We start from the raw sequence: 15,370 nt of genomic DNA, 5'->3' as shown, positions 1-15,370 counted from the left end.
CGTGCAAGAAAATCGTTTTGATTAATTCAGAAAGTTTGAAATGAGAGCGTTTTATTGTATTTAGATCTGTCATTTGATATCAAAAACGATAAATTATCTATATAAATTAAGTTTGTTCATTAGAAAAATTATCTTGTATAATTTATTGAGTTAGTGAAAAGATTTGTATTGTAGGATATACAATAGGGGAAAGTGAATCTATTTTTTAAGATTTTTCTCATTGTATTTTGGTATTCTGCCTCTTAAGGATTTATTGTATTTTTGTAAAGCTGTGATTAGATTATGTAGTTATTGCTTTTTATGATAAATTCTTTAGGAATTTTTTCTGTATCGGAATTTCATTTTAATAGAGTGGGAAATAACTGAGGTTTAACTATAGGAGATAAAAATGTTTATTACGAACGCTTATGCTCAAATTGCAGGCGATGTTTCCGGTGGAATTTCATTTGCTAGCGCTGTCCCATTCATTTTAATTTTTGCAATTATGTATTTTTTTATCGTTCGTCCACAGCGTGCCCAAATGAAAAAACGCCAAGAAATGCTTAATGCAGTACGTCGTGGTGATACAGTTATAACGGGTGGTGGTATTATCGGCAAGGTTACGAAGGTTCACGACGAGAGTGATGAATTAGAGGTTGAAATTGGTGAGAGTATGAATATTCGTGTTATTCGCTCAACATTAGCTGATGTGCGCATTAAAGGTGAGCCGATTGCAGAAAAAAAATCAAAACTTAATGCTAAAGCAAAAAGACCACAAAAGTCTAAATCTAAAACGGCAACGAAAGAAGATATGAGTATCTCTAAAGAGAAAAAAGCTATATCAAAGGAAAATGCATCTTAAGGTGTAATGGCAGTTTATTACATTTTTTAAGCATTTTTATAAAAAGCTTGGCAAGATCAAGACAATTTCATTGAAAAATGGGCTTTTATAGTGGCTACAGAAAATGGAGTTTTTGTTTTCTTTAGATTATTAAAATAGTTGTTTTATTTATAGAATATTACGCAATTTTTTTCTGTTTTTTTAACAAGATCATTGTTTTTATAAAAAGAGATTTGTGAGTAAATAAGCTGAGGAAACTTTTTAAAAAATAGATTTATTTAAGCAAGTATAGCATTTTACTGCGGTTTATTCCCAAATTTTCATATATTTGTTGTATGATAAGATTAGGGTATTATATAAAAATTTTCACTTCAATACTAGGCTATGTTTAACATATCAATGTTTATATCATCCTTACTTTAATTTTTATGGTGAGAAGTAGCAAAGACAATTGGATTATTCAAAAATAAAAGGTGCATATTCATGTTCGATGCAATTCAAATTCGTGAAGCACATTTTCCAAGTCGCGCACCTATTGATGCTTATGGAAATGGTGGGTTTCGTTTTGCTGATATGTCTCATAGAGGTTCTATTATTTGTGTACCATCAGGCATTTATGGCATTGAGATGGCAGGGCCTGTTCCCACTCAAGGGGATATATCTCGTATTTTAGAAGAAGCTTCTGAAATCGAAGTTTTATTAATAGGTACTGGAATTGAATTATTACGATTACCTGAAGAGTTACGGGTGCTTTTATGGGAAAAACGTATTTCATCAGATACAATGAGTACGGGAGCGGCGGTCCGTACATTTAATGTTTTATTGGCTGAAGATCGCGCTGTTGCGGCGTTATTATTTGCGGTAGAATAGAGTATTGTTTAATAAAAAAAAGGCTCTGGTCTAGCATGAAAGACTTGTGTAATTATTTCCTGCGCTGTAAAATACTGTCGTTTAAGGCGGTGATATAAGGGTATAGAATGTACATAACTTAACACATTAAGTGTTTTTAAATACAGCAGCAAGTATTCAGGACAAAGTTTGCTCGTAGTTCCTAATGAATCACATGAGTGATCAGCTCTTGGCACTTGAGACAGTTCATAAGAGGCATTTTAATTCTTTCTTATACAGTTTTTGCCTACAAGCCAGTTCCGCTTGTGACGTGCAAGGGAATAGTTTTTATTGATGTAACATGAAATTGGTTTGAAATGAAAGCATATCTACGATATTTGGGATTCTAATTTAACATACAAAACACAAAATTGTCATTATAAATCAATGCATTTATAGTAACAGAAACGCACCGAGAGCAATTGGATTTTTTACAAATTGGTGTTGGTAAGAACCTTTGTCTTTTAGAGTGGGGAGGAGGTCAATGATTTGATGAAGTTTTTGTGATCAGTGCATTTTTTATAAAATAACATTGTCATCTATCCACTGAAAAAGTGTTTTGCGTTGTTTGTTGTTCAAGTTTTACTATGCATGTTACGATTGGTTTTTAGCTTTTTTACTGCAAATGAAAACTTGAAGTCCGATAAGATAAGTTTTATCAGAAAAATTATTTATTTAATTTTTTCTTTCTAAAACGAAAAGGGACTAGAAAAGAAATTTTAATTCATAATACAGTTAAGAGACGCATTTAAAAATCTTATTTTCTGAACTGTATTTGCCTATCTTTCATTTTTTAATATGAATAAAAAGAGGGTATTAATTTAATTGCTAAAAAAGGGACGTTAATAGGTTCATAGAATGATAGGCTCTCTTCCTTATTGTCTTGATATTTTACGTACCATAGATCGTGATCGCTATATATCGGTTTTATTTGCGCCTAAAAAAAAGCGCCAAGCATTGGCTGCTCTTTATGTATTTAATGCTGAAGTTTCTCGTATCCGCGAAAGTGTACATGATCCACTTATAGGAGAAATACGGTTACGTTGGTGGTATGACGCTATTGCTCATGGTGAAATGCAAACGAGTGGAAACAATCCGATTTTGAATGATTTATTAAAAGCAATGACTCTTTTTAATTTACCTAAGACAGCTTTTTTACGTTATTGTGATGCGCAAATTTTAGATCTTTATCACAATCCAATAGAAACACTTCATGATCTAGAGCATTATTGTAGTGAGACAGCAGGCATAATTTTACAGCTTTCTTGTCAGATATTAGATCCTGAAACTGCACAAGAGTTTACAGATATCTATGAACACGGAGGGATTTCTCAAGGATTAAGCGGTGTATTGCGTCTTTTATCATTCATGCAATCACGATATCAATATTATTTACCCACTGATATATTAAAAGCTGTAGGAGTGAATAGGGAAGATTTGGAATCTCATCGTCTCAGTGATCAACAAAAGAATTGTATTGTTGAAGCTATGGTAGCATTATCGCGCGATCATTATAACCGATTTTACGAGTATTCTTGTACTTTACCGAGAGTTCTTAAGCCAGCTTTTCTTCCATTGGTCATTGTACCGGCTTCTCTTCAAAAAGCTATACAGCTGGGGGCAGCAATTTTTCAAGAGAGCGCAACTTTGCCATTGATGTATCGCTATTGGTTGATAACAAGGGCAGCAATAAGCGGCAATTTTCCAAAGATATTGTAAAAGAATATTACTATGTTGGAATACGTGACATGTAGACTGATTTTCTCATATGAAGATAAAGGAGCTATTGTGATTCCAAACCATTTTTTTGTTATAAAAAATGTTGATGTTTTGGTTGTTATGAACACAAAAGAATAAGAAATTTTGTGATCTTGAAAATACGGTATATTTCTTAATCAGTAGTATGTTTTATTCAGTGTATTGGATAGGTGAGATGCAGAGAAAGAAAAACATGAAATAAAATTTCTATTTTATGAGACAAGTTATCTTAGCAGTCTATAAGTCTATAAAAAACTCTTATTTTTGAGAAATTATAACATCATAATTGATGACTGTTATGATTTATGAATATATTGATTTATAATGATAATTCGTTTTTTCTCATATTGAATGAGAGTCTTGAATAGAACAAGATTTCTCCATTTTTATAATGAATTTTAAAAATAGTTTTTTTATCTATTATAAGTTGGGTGTGTAAATGAAATCATTTAAGGAAGAAGCAATACGCTCCCTATGAATGAATATTAAGAGTAGCAATATGAGCTATGAATGAATGACGATAGGGATGACATTTATAGCTTAATGGGCGACAACCTTTGGATGGATAATGTTTTTTAATGCATTGCAAAAACGATTCTACATTCCATTGACTATTTTCTCGCAAATCCATACATGCACTGTTTTGCGAGAAAATGAATCATTATAAAAACGCTGATACTAAGATATGCAGACAAGAAACCTGTCTCACCTCTTTAACGATAAACGAAGAGCGATAGACACTTTATCAAATAAGCCCTTTAAATTATGCACAATCTTTTTATTGGAGAGCGTTAAAGATCTGATTATAATTTGTGCTATTAATTTCCAAAGGATGTTCTTTATTGGCAACTTGGAGCATTTCTAGCTTAAGATCTTCTCTTATCATCATATCTATATTGGCGCGGACCTCAGTTGAAAGAGTATGAGACGTGATATCTTTAGGCATTGTTACAGTCTTTATTTGATAAATGATACGGTTTGTTGCAACCGGTCCTTTTATGACACCATAATGACCTTTGGGACCAGAAAACAAGGCTTTAACACCTTCAGCACCAAGGACTTCAGATGAATCTTGACGCCGGAGGGCTGGTGTTGTTTGTTTTGTAACACCAAGGGTATGAGCAAGAGCAACAAGACTTTTTCCTTCCGTGAGCTGTTTGAGAGCATTTTGGGCTTTTTCATCAAGAAGACGTTGGATTTCCTCATTTTTCCATTGAGAAAGAACATCTAGCTTAGCTTCTTCAAGTGTCTTATCGCGGGCAGGAATAATTTTATCGACCTTATACCAGAGATACCCACCATTTTGAAAAGAGAGAGGATCAAGATCGACACCTTCGTTTGATTGATAGATGGCATTCAGTAAAATATCTTTTTGAGGTAAATCCGTGAGTATTGCACCTTCAAGCGTTTTCCCCGTTTTATCAATGGTAATCGTGCGCAAAGATAACTTGTATTGGTCAGCTAACTCTTTGAGAGAAGCACCCTCAAAACGAGCATTTTCAATGGCTACATAATTATTACGAATATCATCCGTAGCACGATTTTTGGCAAGTATTTGGCGAATATTTTCTTCTACACTTTCAAAAGGAAGAGAGCTTGAGGGTTCAATATGTATGATGCGAATGATAACAGGTCCCTGTAAGTCATTGATTACAGCACTGACTTGCCCTTGTTGGAGTTCAAAAATTTCGGATGCTAGATGGCTAGGAAGTTCATTTTCTGCGAGAGGCCCTTTTTGTATGTCATTAAGAGTCTTTTTTTCAGCTTTTACCAGTTCATCAAAACTCAATCCATCGGCTATTTTTTTTGCTGCATTATCGGCTTCTTCGCGTGAGGGGAATCGCAGTTCTTCGAATGTACGCTTTTCAGGGGTTACAAAACGTGAAGCATTTTGGGTATAATAAGCTTTTGCCTCATCTGTTGGGATATCTTTAGGTTTTACGAAATCATTAAGTTCCATAGATAATAAAGAGACAGTGCGGTATTCTGGAGTACGAAATTCATTTTGATGTGTTTCAAACCATTTTTGCAGTGTTTCGTCATCAGGATCAGCTGTTATTTCCTTTTCTTTTAGATCAATCATGAGATAATCTGCGATACGCATTTCTCCTTGATAAAGAGCAAGTGCTTTATAGAAGAGATCTGGTGCTTTCATATCAGAGAATAAAGCTGAAATAATTTGGTTACGCTTTTCTTTTCTGGTGTAATAATTAAGAAAAGCACTTTCACTGATACGTAAATGCTGAAGATAGTTATAAAATAAATTTTTATCAAAAGTGCCATTTATTTGGAACATATTATCAGTTCCAATCATACGCGCTATTGTATCTTTTGAAAGACTTATTTTCATTTTACGGGCTTGTTCATCAAGCAGTGTATTTTGTTGTAATTGATTAAACACAAAAGCGGGAATTTGGTATTGCTGCATTTCATTTGGCGTAAACATTCGTCCAAGATGAGCGGCATGTGCTAAACGTGCGCTTTGATCGGCAAGAGCGAGACGATAATCATCGACAGTTACTGTGGATTTTCCAGAAGTAATAAGGCCTCTTTCATTTTTGGTGTGTAACTGTGGTATCCCCCATAAAAGAATGAAGCATAAGAGTAAAATAGCAAGGAAAATTCTGGCAATCCAAGAATTTGCAGCATTTCTTACGATGTCAAGCATTGTTTAATTCCACTTTTAACATGAGTTATTATCAAAGCAGTAACGGAATTTGCAACAAAGACACGAAAGATGCAAGCTTTAAAGACTTGCTTTCACTTTATAATTTGGTACTTACAGATAAATAATATATTATAATAGCTCTTGAGGTGAAAATATGTCTCCAAATATTCGGCCTTTTCTTGCTGGAAATTGGAAAATGAATGGAACGAGTGAATCGCTTGGAGAGTTGCGTGCTATTGCTACAGGCGTTAGCTCTGATCTAGGTCATTTGTTTGAAGCTTTAATTTGTGTTCCAGCAACGCTTTTATCGCGTGCTTCTGATACGCTGGATGGTGAAAATCTCCTTTTAGGAGGACAAAGTTGTCACTTTGATGACTATGGCCCTTATACTGGAGATATTTCAGCTTTTATGCTTAAAGAAGCGGGAGCAAGTCATGTTATTATCGGGCATTCAGAACGTCGTACAGTGTATCAGGAAAATGATGCTATTGTCTGCGCCAAAGTGCAAGCAGCGTGGCGAGCAGGGCTTGTGGCTCTTGTATGTATTGGTGAAACATTGGAAGAACGCAATAATAATAAAGTGCTGGATGTTCTCGCACAGCAGCTTGAGGGATCTTTACCAGATGATGCAACAGCAGAGAATATCATTATCGCTTATGAACCTGTTTGGGCGATAGGCACCGGCAATACAGCAACTGTAGAAGATATTGCAAAAGTGCATCATTTCATTCGTGATGAGATGTGCTCTCGTTTTGGGGATGAAGGGAATAATATGCGCCTTCTTTATGGTGGATCAGTAAAACCCTCCAATGCATTTGAGCTTTTAAGCATTGCTCATGTTAATGGTGCTTTGATAGGTGGAGCAAGTTTAAAAGCGACTGATTTTTTAACTATTTGCGATGTTTATCGTAAATTATAGCGGAGAAATTTGAGTTACCCCTTGGATTGTGTGTTATTTATGTGTAAATAACCATGAAAGAGTTATTTGAAGAGCAGGGTTTATGCAAACAGTACTTATTGTTATTCATTTTTTGATTGTGATTACTTTGGTTGGTATTATATTAATTCAACCTTCAGAAGGTGGTGGGCTCGGTGTGAGTAATAGCTCAGGGTTGATGAAAACTCGTGGATCTCGAAACCCTTTAACACGTTTGACTGCTATTTTAGCCTGTTGTTTTTTTGTTGTGTCTATTGGACTTACCGTGGTGAGTAATATATCAAATTCTAGTTCTGATATTTTAAAGCGTATACCGGTTAATTCCGAGCAGAATTCTACCAATAAAGGCTCAGGATCAGTCCCATCATCAGATGGTGAGTCTTCCCCTTCTATTCTTGAGCAGCTAGGAGGTCCTTCGAATTCTCCGCAGGAACAGAAACAGTCCACAAATCCTGAAGCAGAAAGCCCAGTTCCACCGGTTCTTGAAAATACAGTTCCGGATAACAGTACAAAATAGTTTTTTAAGAAAGTATAGACTTTTTAAAAAGGTGATTTTTTCACCTTTTTTATTTTAGAAGAAAAATTGTTTCTTTTTGCATTTTTTGCTGGAAAAATCATTATAAATTGCTTATCACCATAAGCCCATGGCACGTTATGTTTTTATTACTGGTGGTGTGGTTTCTTCCCTTGGAAAAGGCATCGCAGCAGCGGCGTTAGCAGCGTTATTACAGGCTCGTGGCTATCGCGTACGTCTTCGCAAACTTGATCCTTATTTAAATGTTGATCCAGGTACGATGTCACCTTATCAACATGGTGAAGTATTTGTGACCGATGATGGTGCAGAAACGGATCTTGATCTTGGTCATTATGAGCGTTTTACTGGGCGTTCTGCAAATAGCCAAGATAATATTACAACAGGGCGTATTTATCGCAATATCATTGAACGAGAGCGGCGTGGTGATTATTTGGGGGCAACAGTCCAAGTTATTCCTCATGTTACAGATGAAATTAAGAGATTCATTACGATGGGAAATGAAGAATTTGATTTTGTTTTGTGTGAGATAGGTGGAACGGTTGGTGATATTGAAGCAATGCCTTTTCTAGAAGCGATTCGTCAGCTTCGCAATGAGCTACCGAGACAAAATGTCGTTTATGTCCATCTCACCTTAATGCCTTATATTCCTTCGGCAGGTGAATTAAAAACGAAACCAACACAACATTCTGTCAAAGAATTGCAAGCAGTTGGTATTTCTCCTGATATTTTGCTTGTACGTGCAGATCGATCTATTCCAGAAACAGAACGATGCAAATTATCACTTTTTTGCAATGTTCGCTCCAATGCAGTCATTCAGGCATTAGATATGCCAACAATTTATGATGTTCCTATGGCATACCATAAGGAGGGTTTGGACTCTGAAGTTCTTTGCGCTTTTGGAATCGATTCGGCTCCTTCCCCCAAGATGGATCGTTGGGAAGATATTACGCATCGCATTCACCATCCTGAAGGAGAAGTTACGATTGCTGTTGTAGGAAAATATACGGGCTTAAAGGATGCTTATAAATCCCTTATCGAAGCGATTGCGCATGGTGGTTTAGCGAATAAAGTGAAGGTTAATATTGAGTGGATTGATTCGGAACTTTTTGAAAAAGAAGATTCTGTTTCAGCTTTACAAAAAGCCCATGGAATTTTGGTTCCAGGTGCTTTTGGGGCACGAGGGTCTGAAGGGAAGATTCGAGCAATTCAATTTGCACGAGAGCGTAAAGTTCCATTTTTAGGAATTTGTTTTGGAATGCAATTAGCTTGTATAGAAGCTGCACGCAATATTGCACAGATTGAGAATGCTTCATCAAGTGAATTTTGCGAAACAGACAATCCAATTGTAGGTTTAATGACAGAATGGCTTAAAGGAGACGTTCTTGAAAAACGTACAAGAAATGGTGATCTCGGCGGTTCAATGCGCCTTGGTGCTTTTGCTGCTGAATTAAGGGAAGAGAGTCATATTGCTCAAATTTATGGGATGACCAAGATTGTCGAGCGACATCGTCATCGTTATGAGGTCAATATTGATTATAAGGATAAGTTAGAACAGTGTGGTTTGATTTTTTCTGGGATGTCTCCTGATGGTATTTTACCAGAAACGATAGAATATGTAGATCATCCATGGTTTATTGGTGTTCAATATCATCCAGAATTAAAATCTCGTCCTTTTGATCCACATCCGCTTTTTTCTTCTTTTATTGAAGCCGCTGTAGAACAAAGTCGATTAGTTTAATGCATAAATTTGGTTACTTTGCTTTTGAGGGATAAAATGACTAAACCAAATGCCCGTGTGAAAGTTGGAAATATGATTTTTTCAAATGAAATGCCTCTTTCATTAATTGCAGGGCCGTGTCAGATGGAAAGTCGAGATCATGCTTTTGAAATGGCTGGTCGTATTAAAACAATTACCGATCAGCTTGGTATCAGGTTTGTTTATAAATCAAGTTACGATAAAGCCAACAGAACCTCTTTGAGTGCGGCACGCGGCATTGGTCTTGAAAAAGCAATGGCTATTTTTTCTGATTTAAAAAAAGAGTTTGATTGTCCCATATTAACTGATGTGCATACAGAAGAGCAATGTACAATTGTTTCTTCTACAGTTGATATTTTACAAATACCGGCTTTTTTATGTCGTCAAACAGATCTTTTGGTAGCAGCCGCTAAAACAGAATGTGTTATTAACATTAAAAAAGGTCAGTTTTTAGCGCCGTGGGACATGGAGAATGTTTTAAAAAAGGTTGTTTACAGTGGTAATCCGAATGTTATGCTTTGTGAGCGAGGCACGTCATTTGGTTATAACCGACTTGTTTCTGATATGCGTTCGTTGCCTATTTTGCGTTCATTGGGTGCTCCTGTTATTTTTGATGCAACGCATTCTGTTCAAGAACCTGGGGGGCAGGGGGCTTCATCTGGTGGACAGCGTCAATTTGTTGAAATTTTAGCGCGTGCGGCTGTTTCTGTTGGGGTCGCAGGTATTTTTTTAGAAACGCATCAAGATCCAGATAATGCGCCTTCTGATGGACCCAATATGATTAAAATTGATGATTTACAAAGATTGCTTGAGACTTTAATGGAATTCGATTATCTGTCAAAGAAACTGAATTGAGAAGAAAAAGTATTTCATTAATAGGTTGTTAGAAATGAATCGCGACTTTTATCGGATAAGGAAATACATATGACTATAATTGTCGATATCATTGGACGTGAAGTTCTTGATAGCCGTGGTAATCCAACGGTAGAAGTTGATGTTCATTTGGAAAATGGTGCGTTTGGTCGTGCTATGGTTCCTTCGGGAGCTTCAACGGGAGCACACGAGGCTATAGAACTTCGTGATGGTGGTTTGCGCTATCAAGGAAAAGGTGTTGAAAAAGCAGTTGCTGCAGTCAATGGCGAAATTCTTGAAGAACTTGGTGGTCGGGATGCAACAAATCAAATCGCTATTGATCAAGCCATGATTGCTTTGGATGGAACGCCAAACAAAGCCCGTCTTGGTGCCAATGCACTTCTTGGTGTTTCATTAGCTGTTGCAAAAGCAGCTGCGGCTTCATTAAATTTACCTTTGTATCGTTATATTGGGGGTACACAAGCGCATATTCTTCCAACACCTATGATGAACATTATTAATGGTGGCGTTCATGCTGATAACTTGATTGATTTTCAAGAGTTTATGATTATTCCTATAGGAGCGCCTACTGTTCGAGAAGCAATTCGTTATGGTGCTGAAATTTTTCATGCGTTGAAAAAGCGTTTAAAGGGTGCAGGTTATAATACCAATGTTGGTGATGAAGGTGGTTTTGCACCTCAATTTAAAAGCGCTGATCAAGCAATTGATTTTATTATGGAATCTATCATGATATGTGGTTATAAACCAGGTGAACAAATTGCCATTGGTTTAGACTGTGCTTCAACCGAATTTTATAAAAATGGCTCGTATTTTTATAAAGGTGAGGGAAAATGCCGTGACACCCAAGAGCAGGTAGAGTATTTAGCGCAGCTTGTGAAAAATTATCCTATTATTACAATTGAAGATGGAATGGCAGAGGATGATTGGGAAGGTTGGAAGCTACTCACGGATACAATTGGAGAAAGATGTCAGCTTGTTGGTGATGATTTGTTTGTAACGAATTCAGCACGTTTGCGTGATGGTATCAAAATGGGGGTAGGCAATTCTATTCTCATAAAAGTTAATCAAATTGGTACATTGAGTGAAACACTTGATGCTGTAGAAGTAGCACATAAAGCAGGTTATCGTGCCATTATATCTCATCGTTCAGGCGAGACAGAGGATTCTTTCATTGCAGATCTTTCGGTTGCAACGAATTGTGGACAAATTAAAACAGGTTCTCTTGCACGTTCGGATAGATTAGCAAAATACAATCAACTTATTCGTATTGAAGAAATGCTAGGAGCTCAAGCGCATTATGCTGGTGATTTATATCGTGTATAGTTGTGAGCAAAAAATATGAAAGTATAAGATCATTTAGATTATGAAATTGAGATTTCTTATCAAAGGCATATGCATAGTAATTTTATAGGTATTTAAATTTATAGGGATTAAGATGAGAGGTGTGATTATTACTCAAGATCAAGGAATGTATCTCGTTTCTGGTGATGACGGTAAGCGTTATCAGTTTGCGACTTGGGATTGGTTGGGAAAGAAACCACCAAGGATTGGTGATACTGTTGATTTTGTCTATGAAGGCGGTGTGGTCAGTTCTGTTTTTCCGTTGTTGAGATCAAGTACAGAGAACTCAAAGATAATGTTCGCACTTCTTTGTTGGGTTGCAGGTATCTTTGGTGTTCATCGCTTTATGGTTGGGAGAGTTAGGACAGGTGCTTTAATGCTGATTCTATCTTTATCATTTTTTGGATTGATAATTACCGGAATTTGGGCAGTTGTTGATTTTATAGTCATTGTTGCTGGAAGATTTACGGATAAAGATGGGAATCAAATTACAGATTTTTAAAAATCTTATAATAAAAAGGAGGTAATTTAGCCCGCTTTTTATTTTTATCAATATATTAAGTTCATAATAGCTCTGCGTTATTGTATTACATGTATTTAATGTAAAATATTAAAAGGCTATGCACAGTTGAACGAAAATATTGAAAAACTGTGCTATTTTTATAGGTAAAACAAAAGCGCAAATCAATTACAGCGTAATTTGAGTTGCTGTTTATAGAAGCGGGAAATATTAGATTATTGGGGGCAAGACTATTCCAATTACACGTTGATCATGTTTTTTATGCGTTTTATTTATACCGTGAGGTTAATCTGCATATTATCGAATTAGAAATAATCTCTTTATGAATAACACATGAGGAGTAGCTTTATAGGTGGGCAAGGATGAAGGGTAAAATTATTGGTCAAGATCAAGGAGATTATTTCGTTTCAGGAGCTGACGGTAAGCGCTATCAATTTACGAGTTTCGATTGGTTAGGAAAAAAAATACCAAAGGTAGGGGATACCGTTGATTTTGTATATGAAGATAATGTTGTTAAATCTGTTCTCCCTCTTTTGAGTGAATCGCAGTCAGAAAAATCAAGATTAGCGATAGCACTTGTTTGTTGGTTTTTTGGTTTATTGGGAATTCATCGCTTTATGGCTGGTAAAGTTGGGACAGGCATTGTAATGCTTCTTATAACGATAACAGGTGTAGGATTGCTCGTTACTATACCGTGGTCATTCATTGATTTTATAGTTATTTTATCCGGATATTTTAGGGATGAAAATGGGGATAAAATTATAAATTGGTAGAAATTTTAGAATAATATAAAATGTAAAGAGCTAGAAACTTTCTTTACTTTTAATGTTGTCAATATATTAATTTAATAATGTAAATTATTTTAGGCTATGTCTTTAAATGTGAAATATTAAAGAAAATTATGAATATTTAAATAAAACTATTGAAAAAGATTGTACTATTTCATATGAAAAAAGCAAAAGTGCAAATCGAACAGCGTACTTACCACTTATAATTGCGGGAATTTTAAGTTGTTGGGGGATTTTAAGCTTTTTAAATTGTCATATATCACGGTGAATACAGATTGTATTCATGCTGTGAGGTTTATCCAATATATTATCATATTAGAAGAAAAGATTCTTTATGAATAACAATTTTATAGGTGGTGAAGATGAAAGGTAAAATTATTGGTCATGATCAAGGAGATTATTTTATTTCAGGGGCTGATGGTAAGCGCTATCAATTTGCGAATTGGGATTGGTCAGGAAAAACGCCGCCGAAAATTGGTGACGTAGTTGATTTTGTGTGTGAAGGGGATACCATTAAATCTATTTTCCCTATCTTGACTGAAGGTCAGTCACAGCAATCAAAAGTGACGTTAGCGGTCGTTTGTTTTTTTCTAGGTGGACTAGGAATTCATCGTTTTATGGTTGGTAAAGTTGGAACTGGCATTGCAATACTTCTTATAAATATAATAAGTATGATAACTATACCATTTTTTGGGGTAGGGCTTATAGGGATTATTTTTATAATTATACCTTGGGTATTGATTGATTTTATAGTCATTTTAACAGGAAATTTTAAAGACAAAGATGGGTGTAAAATCACAAGTTAGTGGGATATCCAATATTTGTCATATAACAAAGTGGGGCATTCAGCTTACTTTGATTGTTTTGAGGGGGGTAAATTGGTGATAAAAAATTGTTTACGTTTCTAGATTGAGTAATGAGGTGTTAATCAAAATCGTGCATATTGAGCTGAGTATTGAGGAATTTGTGCTGTAAAGACTGTGCTATTTTATGTGGACAAAGCAGAAACGTCGATCAATCAAAGTACGCTTTGTACTACCTCTTATGACGGTGGGAGTCTTAAGCTATTTCAGTTATCACATTTATCATGGTGAGTATGGATTGTATTCACGCAGTGAAGTTAATCAGCATATTAGTGAATTAGAAAAGGAGCTTCATAAAATAGAAGCTGAGCGGATATTCATGGAAAAGCGTATTTCTCTTTTACGCAACGGGCATATAGAAAAAGATATGTTGGATGAGTATGTCCGAAAGAATTTGAACTTCTCTAAGCCAAATGAACTGACAATCTTAATACCTTGAAATTGATACTAAAGGTAAATGAAAAATCGCTTAATTTAGACAACAATCAGCAATGATATTGTTTAAGCCGATTGATAAGGCTTGTAACTTTTGTTCGTAAAGGTTATTCCTAGATAATCATAAAAGGGAGTTTAATATGGCAGAACGACTTAAAAAAAATTCTGCGTCGGTAGCGCACACTGTATTATCAAGCACTACAAAGAAAGCACCAATAGCCTCTTTTACAAAAGAGGAAGAAATTGTTGCCTATCGTGAAATGCTTTTAATTCGCCGTTTTGAAGAAAAAGCAGGACAACTTTACGGTATGGGGCTTATTGGGGGGTTTTGTCATCTTTATATTGGACAGGAAGCCGTTGTTGTTGGAACATTGAAAGCGGCAAAAGAAGGTGATCAGGTTATTACGTCTTACCGTGATCATGGACATATGTTAGCGGTTGGGATGAGTCCGCGTGGTGTTATGGCAGAATTAACGGGGCGCCAAGGGGGCTTTTCCAAAGGGAAAGGTGGCTCGATGCATATGTTCTCTAAAGAAAAAAACTTTTATGGGGGACATGGTATTGTTGGGGCACAGGTTCCCATTGGTTCAGGCTTGGCATTTTCGAATCAATATCTTGATAAAGATAATGTGACATTGGTTTATTTTGGTGATGGTGCTGCAAATCAGGGGCAGGTTTACGAGAGTTTTAATATGGCTTCACTTTGGAAGCTGCCTGTTGTTTATATTATTGAAAATAATCAGTATGCTATGGGAACGTCCGTTTCACGTGCATCTGCAGAAACTGATTTTTCCCGTCGTGGTCTTTCTTTTGAAATTCCAGGTATTGTTGTTGACGGTATGGATGTTCGATCAGTAAAAGGAGCTGCTGATGAAGCAATTTCTTGGGCACGCTCAGGTAAAGGGCCGATCATTCTTGATATGCAAACCTATCGCTATCGTGGTCATTCCATGTCTGATCCAGCGAAATATCGTTCAAAGGAAGAAGTCCAAAAAATAAAAGAGGAACACGATCCGATTGATCAAGTAAAAAGTCGGATTCTTAAAAAAAATTGGGCGAGCGAGGACGATTTAAAATCTATTGAGAAAGAGGTCCGTGCAATTGTTGCTGATGCGGTAGATTTTGCACAAAGTGATCAAGAGCCAGATGCTTCTGAGCTCTATACTGATATTTTAGTTTGATGCGAGG

At 36.0% G+C, this 15,370-nt stretch carries 14 protein-coding genes; 13 read left to right on the top strand and 1 reads right to left on the bottom strand.

Features of this window, described 5'->3' with window-relative positions; translation table 11 throughout:
* Positions 1-388 precede the first annotated feature (388 nt).
* The 3 genes from yajC to ACFINA_RS01375 all read left to right on the top strand — a co-directional run bounded on the left by yajC (position 389) and on the right by ACFINA_RS01375 (position 3,427).
* Positions 389-841, top strand: a complete 453-nt coding sequence (yajC, locus tag ACFINA_RS01385) for a preprotein translocase subunit YajC (protein ID WP_375606263.1) — start codon at positions 389-391, stop codon at positions 839-841.
* A 462-nt stretch (positions 842-1,303) separates the two neighbouring features.
* Complete coding sequence (locus tag ACFINA_RS01380) at positions 1,304-1,690, top strand: Mth938-like domain-containing protein (RefSeq protein WP_375606262.1); 387 nt, start codon at positions 1,304-1,306, stop codon at positions 1,688-1,690.
* An 876-nt stretch (positions 1,691-2,566) separates the two neighbouring features.
* Positions 2,567-3,427, top strand: coding sequence for a phytoene/squalene synthase family protein (locus tag ACFINA_RS01375; protein ID WP_375610181.1), 861 nt, complete (start codon positions 2,567-2,569; stop codon positions 3,425-3,427).
* 817 nt (positions 3,428-4,244) lie between these two features.
* On the opposite strand, the gene ACFINA_RS01370 is transcribed toward ACFINA_RS01375, so the two are convergent.
* Positions 4,245-6,134 (bottom strand): peptidyl-prolyl cis-trans isomerase, encoded by a 1,890-nt coding sequence (locus tag ACFINA_RS01370; RefSeq protein ID WP_375614955.1) that lies wholly within the window; start codon positions 6,132-6,134, stop codon positions 4,245-4,247.
* Between the two features lie 154 nt (positions 6,135-6,288).
* On the opposite strand from ACFINA_RS01370, the gene tpiA reads away from it, so the two are divergent.
* From tpiA to pdhA, 10 genes are all read left to right on the top strand, one after another.
* A complete protein-coding gene (tpiA, locus tag ACFINA_RS01365) occupies positions 6,289-7,053 on the top strand; it encodes a triose-phosphate isomerase (RefSeq protein ID WP_375614954.1) in 765 nt (254 codons plus the stop codon).
* Between the two features lie 82 nt (positions 7,054-7,135).
* The gene (gene secG / locus ACFINA_RS01360; RefSeq protein WP_375614953.1) at positions 7,136-7,588 is read left to right on the top strand and encodes a preprotein translocase subunit SecG; all 453 of its coding nucleotides are present in this window, start codon (positions 7,136-7,138) and stop codon (positions 7,586-7,588) included.
* A 127-nt stretch (positions 7,589-7,715) separates the two neighbouring features.
* Positions 7,716-9,344, top strand: coding sequence for a CTP synthase (locus tag ACFINA_RS01355; protein WP_375614952.1), 1,629 nt, complete (start codon positions 7,716-7,718; stop codon positions 9,342-9,344).
* A gap of 36 nt (positions 9,345-9,380) precedes the next feature.
* Positions 9,381-10,217 carry a 3-deoxy-8-phosphooctulonate synthase gene (gene kdsA, locus ACFINA_RS01350; protein ID WP_375614951.1) on the top strand — a complete coding sequence of 279 codons (837 nt, stop codon included), beginning with the start codon at positions 9,381-9,383 and terminating at the stop codon, positions 10,215-10,217.
* A 69-nt stretch (positions 10,218-10,286) separates the two neighbouring features.
* Positions 10,287-11,558 carry a phosphopyruvate hydratase gene (eno, locus tag ACFINA_RS01345; protein WP_375610187.1) on the top strand — a complete coding sequence of 424 codons (1,272 nt, stop codon included), beginning with the start codon at positions 10,287-10,289 and terminating at the stop codon, positions 11,556-11,558.
* A 112-nt stretch (positions 11,559-11,670) separates the two neighbouring features.
* Positions 11,671-12,078 (top strand): NINE protein, encoded by a 408-nt coding sequence (locus tag ACFINA_RS01340; RefSeq protein WP_375614950.1) that lies wholly within the window; start codon positions 11,671-11,673, stop codon positions 12,076-12,078.
* Between the two features lie 380 nt (positions 12,079-12,458).
* Positions 12,459-12,869 (top strand): TM2 domain-containing protein, encoded by a 411-nt coding sequence (locus ACFINA_RS01335; protein WP_375614949.1) that lies wholly within the window; start codon positions 12,459-12,461, stop codon positions 12,867-12,869.
* 377 nt (positions 12,870-13,246) lie between these two features.
* Positions 13,247-13,690: a TM2 domain-containing protein gene (locus ACFINA_RS01330; RefSeq protein ID WP_375614948.1), complete on the top strand. Its 444-nt coding sequence runs from the start codon at positions 13,247-13,249 to the stop codon at positions 13,688-13,690.
* A 184-nt stretch (positions 13,691-13,874) separates the two neighbouring features.
* The gene (locus tag ACFINA_RS01325) at positions 13,875-14,186 is read left to right on the top strand and encodes a septum formation initiator family protein (RefSeq protein ID WP_012754998.1); all 312 of its coding nucleotides are present in this window, start codon (positions 13,875-13,877) and stop codon (positions 14,184-14,186) included.
* 136 nt (positions 14,187-14,322) lie between these two features.
* Positions 14,323-15,363, top strand: a complete 1,041-nt coding sequence (gene pdhA, locus ACFINA_RS01320; RefSeq protein WP_375606251.1) for a pyruvate dehydrogenase (acetyl-transferring) E1 component subunit alpha — start codon at positions 14,323-14,325, stop codon at positions 15,361-15,363.
* The last annotated feature ends 7 nt before the right edge of the window (positions 15,364-15,370 follow it).

This window comes from Bartonella sp. AC10YNML, from assembly GCF_042196825.1.
Lineage (GTDB): Bacteria > Pseudomonadota > Alphaproteobacteria > Rhizobiales > Rhizobiaceae > Bartonella.
The sequence above is the reverse complement of the archived record's forward strand: the minus strand, read 5'-3'. Positions and strand labels throughout refer to the sequence as shown.

What these genes read in the sequence shown, in the direction of transcription:
- tpiA (WP_375614954.1), top strand. Translation starts at nt 6,289, where the DNA reads ATGTCTCCAAATATTCGGCCTTTTCTTGCTGGAAATTGGAAAATGAAT.
- kdsA (WP_375614951.1), top strand. Translation starts at nt 9,381, where the DNA reads ATGACTAAACCAAATGCCCGTGTGAAAGTTGGAAATATGATTTTTTCA.
- yajC (WP_375606263.1), top strand. Translation starts at nt 389, where the DNA reads ATGTTTATTACGAACGCTTATGCTCAAATTGCAGGCGATGTTTCCGGT.
- ACFINA_RS01375 (WP_375610181.1), top strand. Translation starts at nt 2,567, where the DNA reads ATGATAGGCTCTCTTCCTTATTGTCTTGATATTTTACGTACCATAGAT.
- ACFINA_RS01380 (WP_375606262.1), top strand. Translation starts at nt 1,304, where the DNA reads ATGTTCGATGCAATTCAAATTCGTGAAGCACATTTTCCAAGTCGCGCA.
- ACFINA_RS01330 (WP_375614948.1), top strand. Translation starts at nt 13,247, where the DNA reads ATGAAAGGTAAAATTATTGGTCATGATCAAGGAGATTATTTTATTTCA.
- pdhA (WP_375606251.1), top strand. Translation starts at nt 14,323, where the DNA reads ATGGCAGAACGACTTAAAAAAAATTCTGCGTCGGTAGCGCACACTGTA.
- ACFINA_RS01325 (WP_012754998.1), top strand. Translation starts at nt 13,875, where the DNA reads ATGTGGACAAAGCAGAAACGTCGATCAATCAAAGTACGCTTTGTACTA.
- eno (WP_375610187.1), top strand. Translation starts at nt 10,287, where the DNA reads ATGACTATAATTGTCGATATCATTGGACGTGAAGTTCTTGATAGCCGT.
- ACFINA_RS01370 (WP_375614955.1), bottom strand. Translation starts at nt 6,134, where the DNA reads ATGCTTGACATCGTAAGAAATGCTGCAAATTCTTGGATTGCCAGAATT.
- ACFINA_RS01335 (WP_375614949.1), top strand. Translation starts at nt 12,459, where the DNA reads ATGAAGGGTAAAATTATTGGTCAAGATCAAGGAGATTATTTCGTTTCA.
- ACFINA_RS01340 (WP_375614950.1), top strand. Translation starts at nt 11,671, where the DNA reads ATGAGAGGTGTGATTATTACTCAAGATCAAGGAATGTATCTCGTTTCT.
- secG (WP_375614953.1), top strand. Translation starts at nt 7,136, where the DNA reads ATGCAAACAGTACTTATTGTTATTCATTTTTTGATTGTGATTACTTTG.
- ACFINA_RS01355 (WP_375614952.1), top strand. Translation starts at nt 7,716, where the DNA reads ATGGCACGTTATGTTTTTATTACTGGTGGTGTGGTTTCTTCCCTTGGA.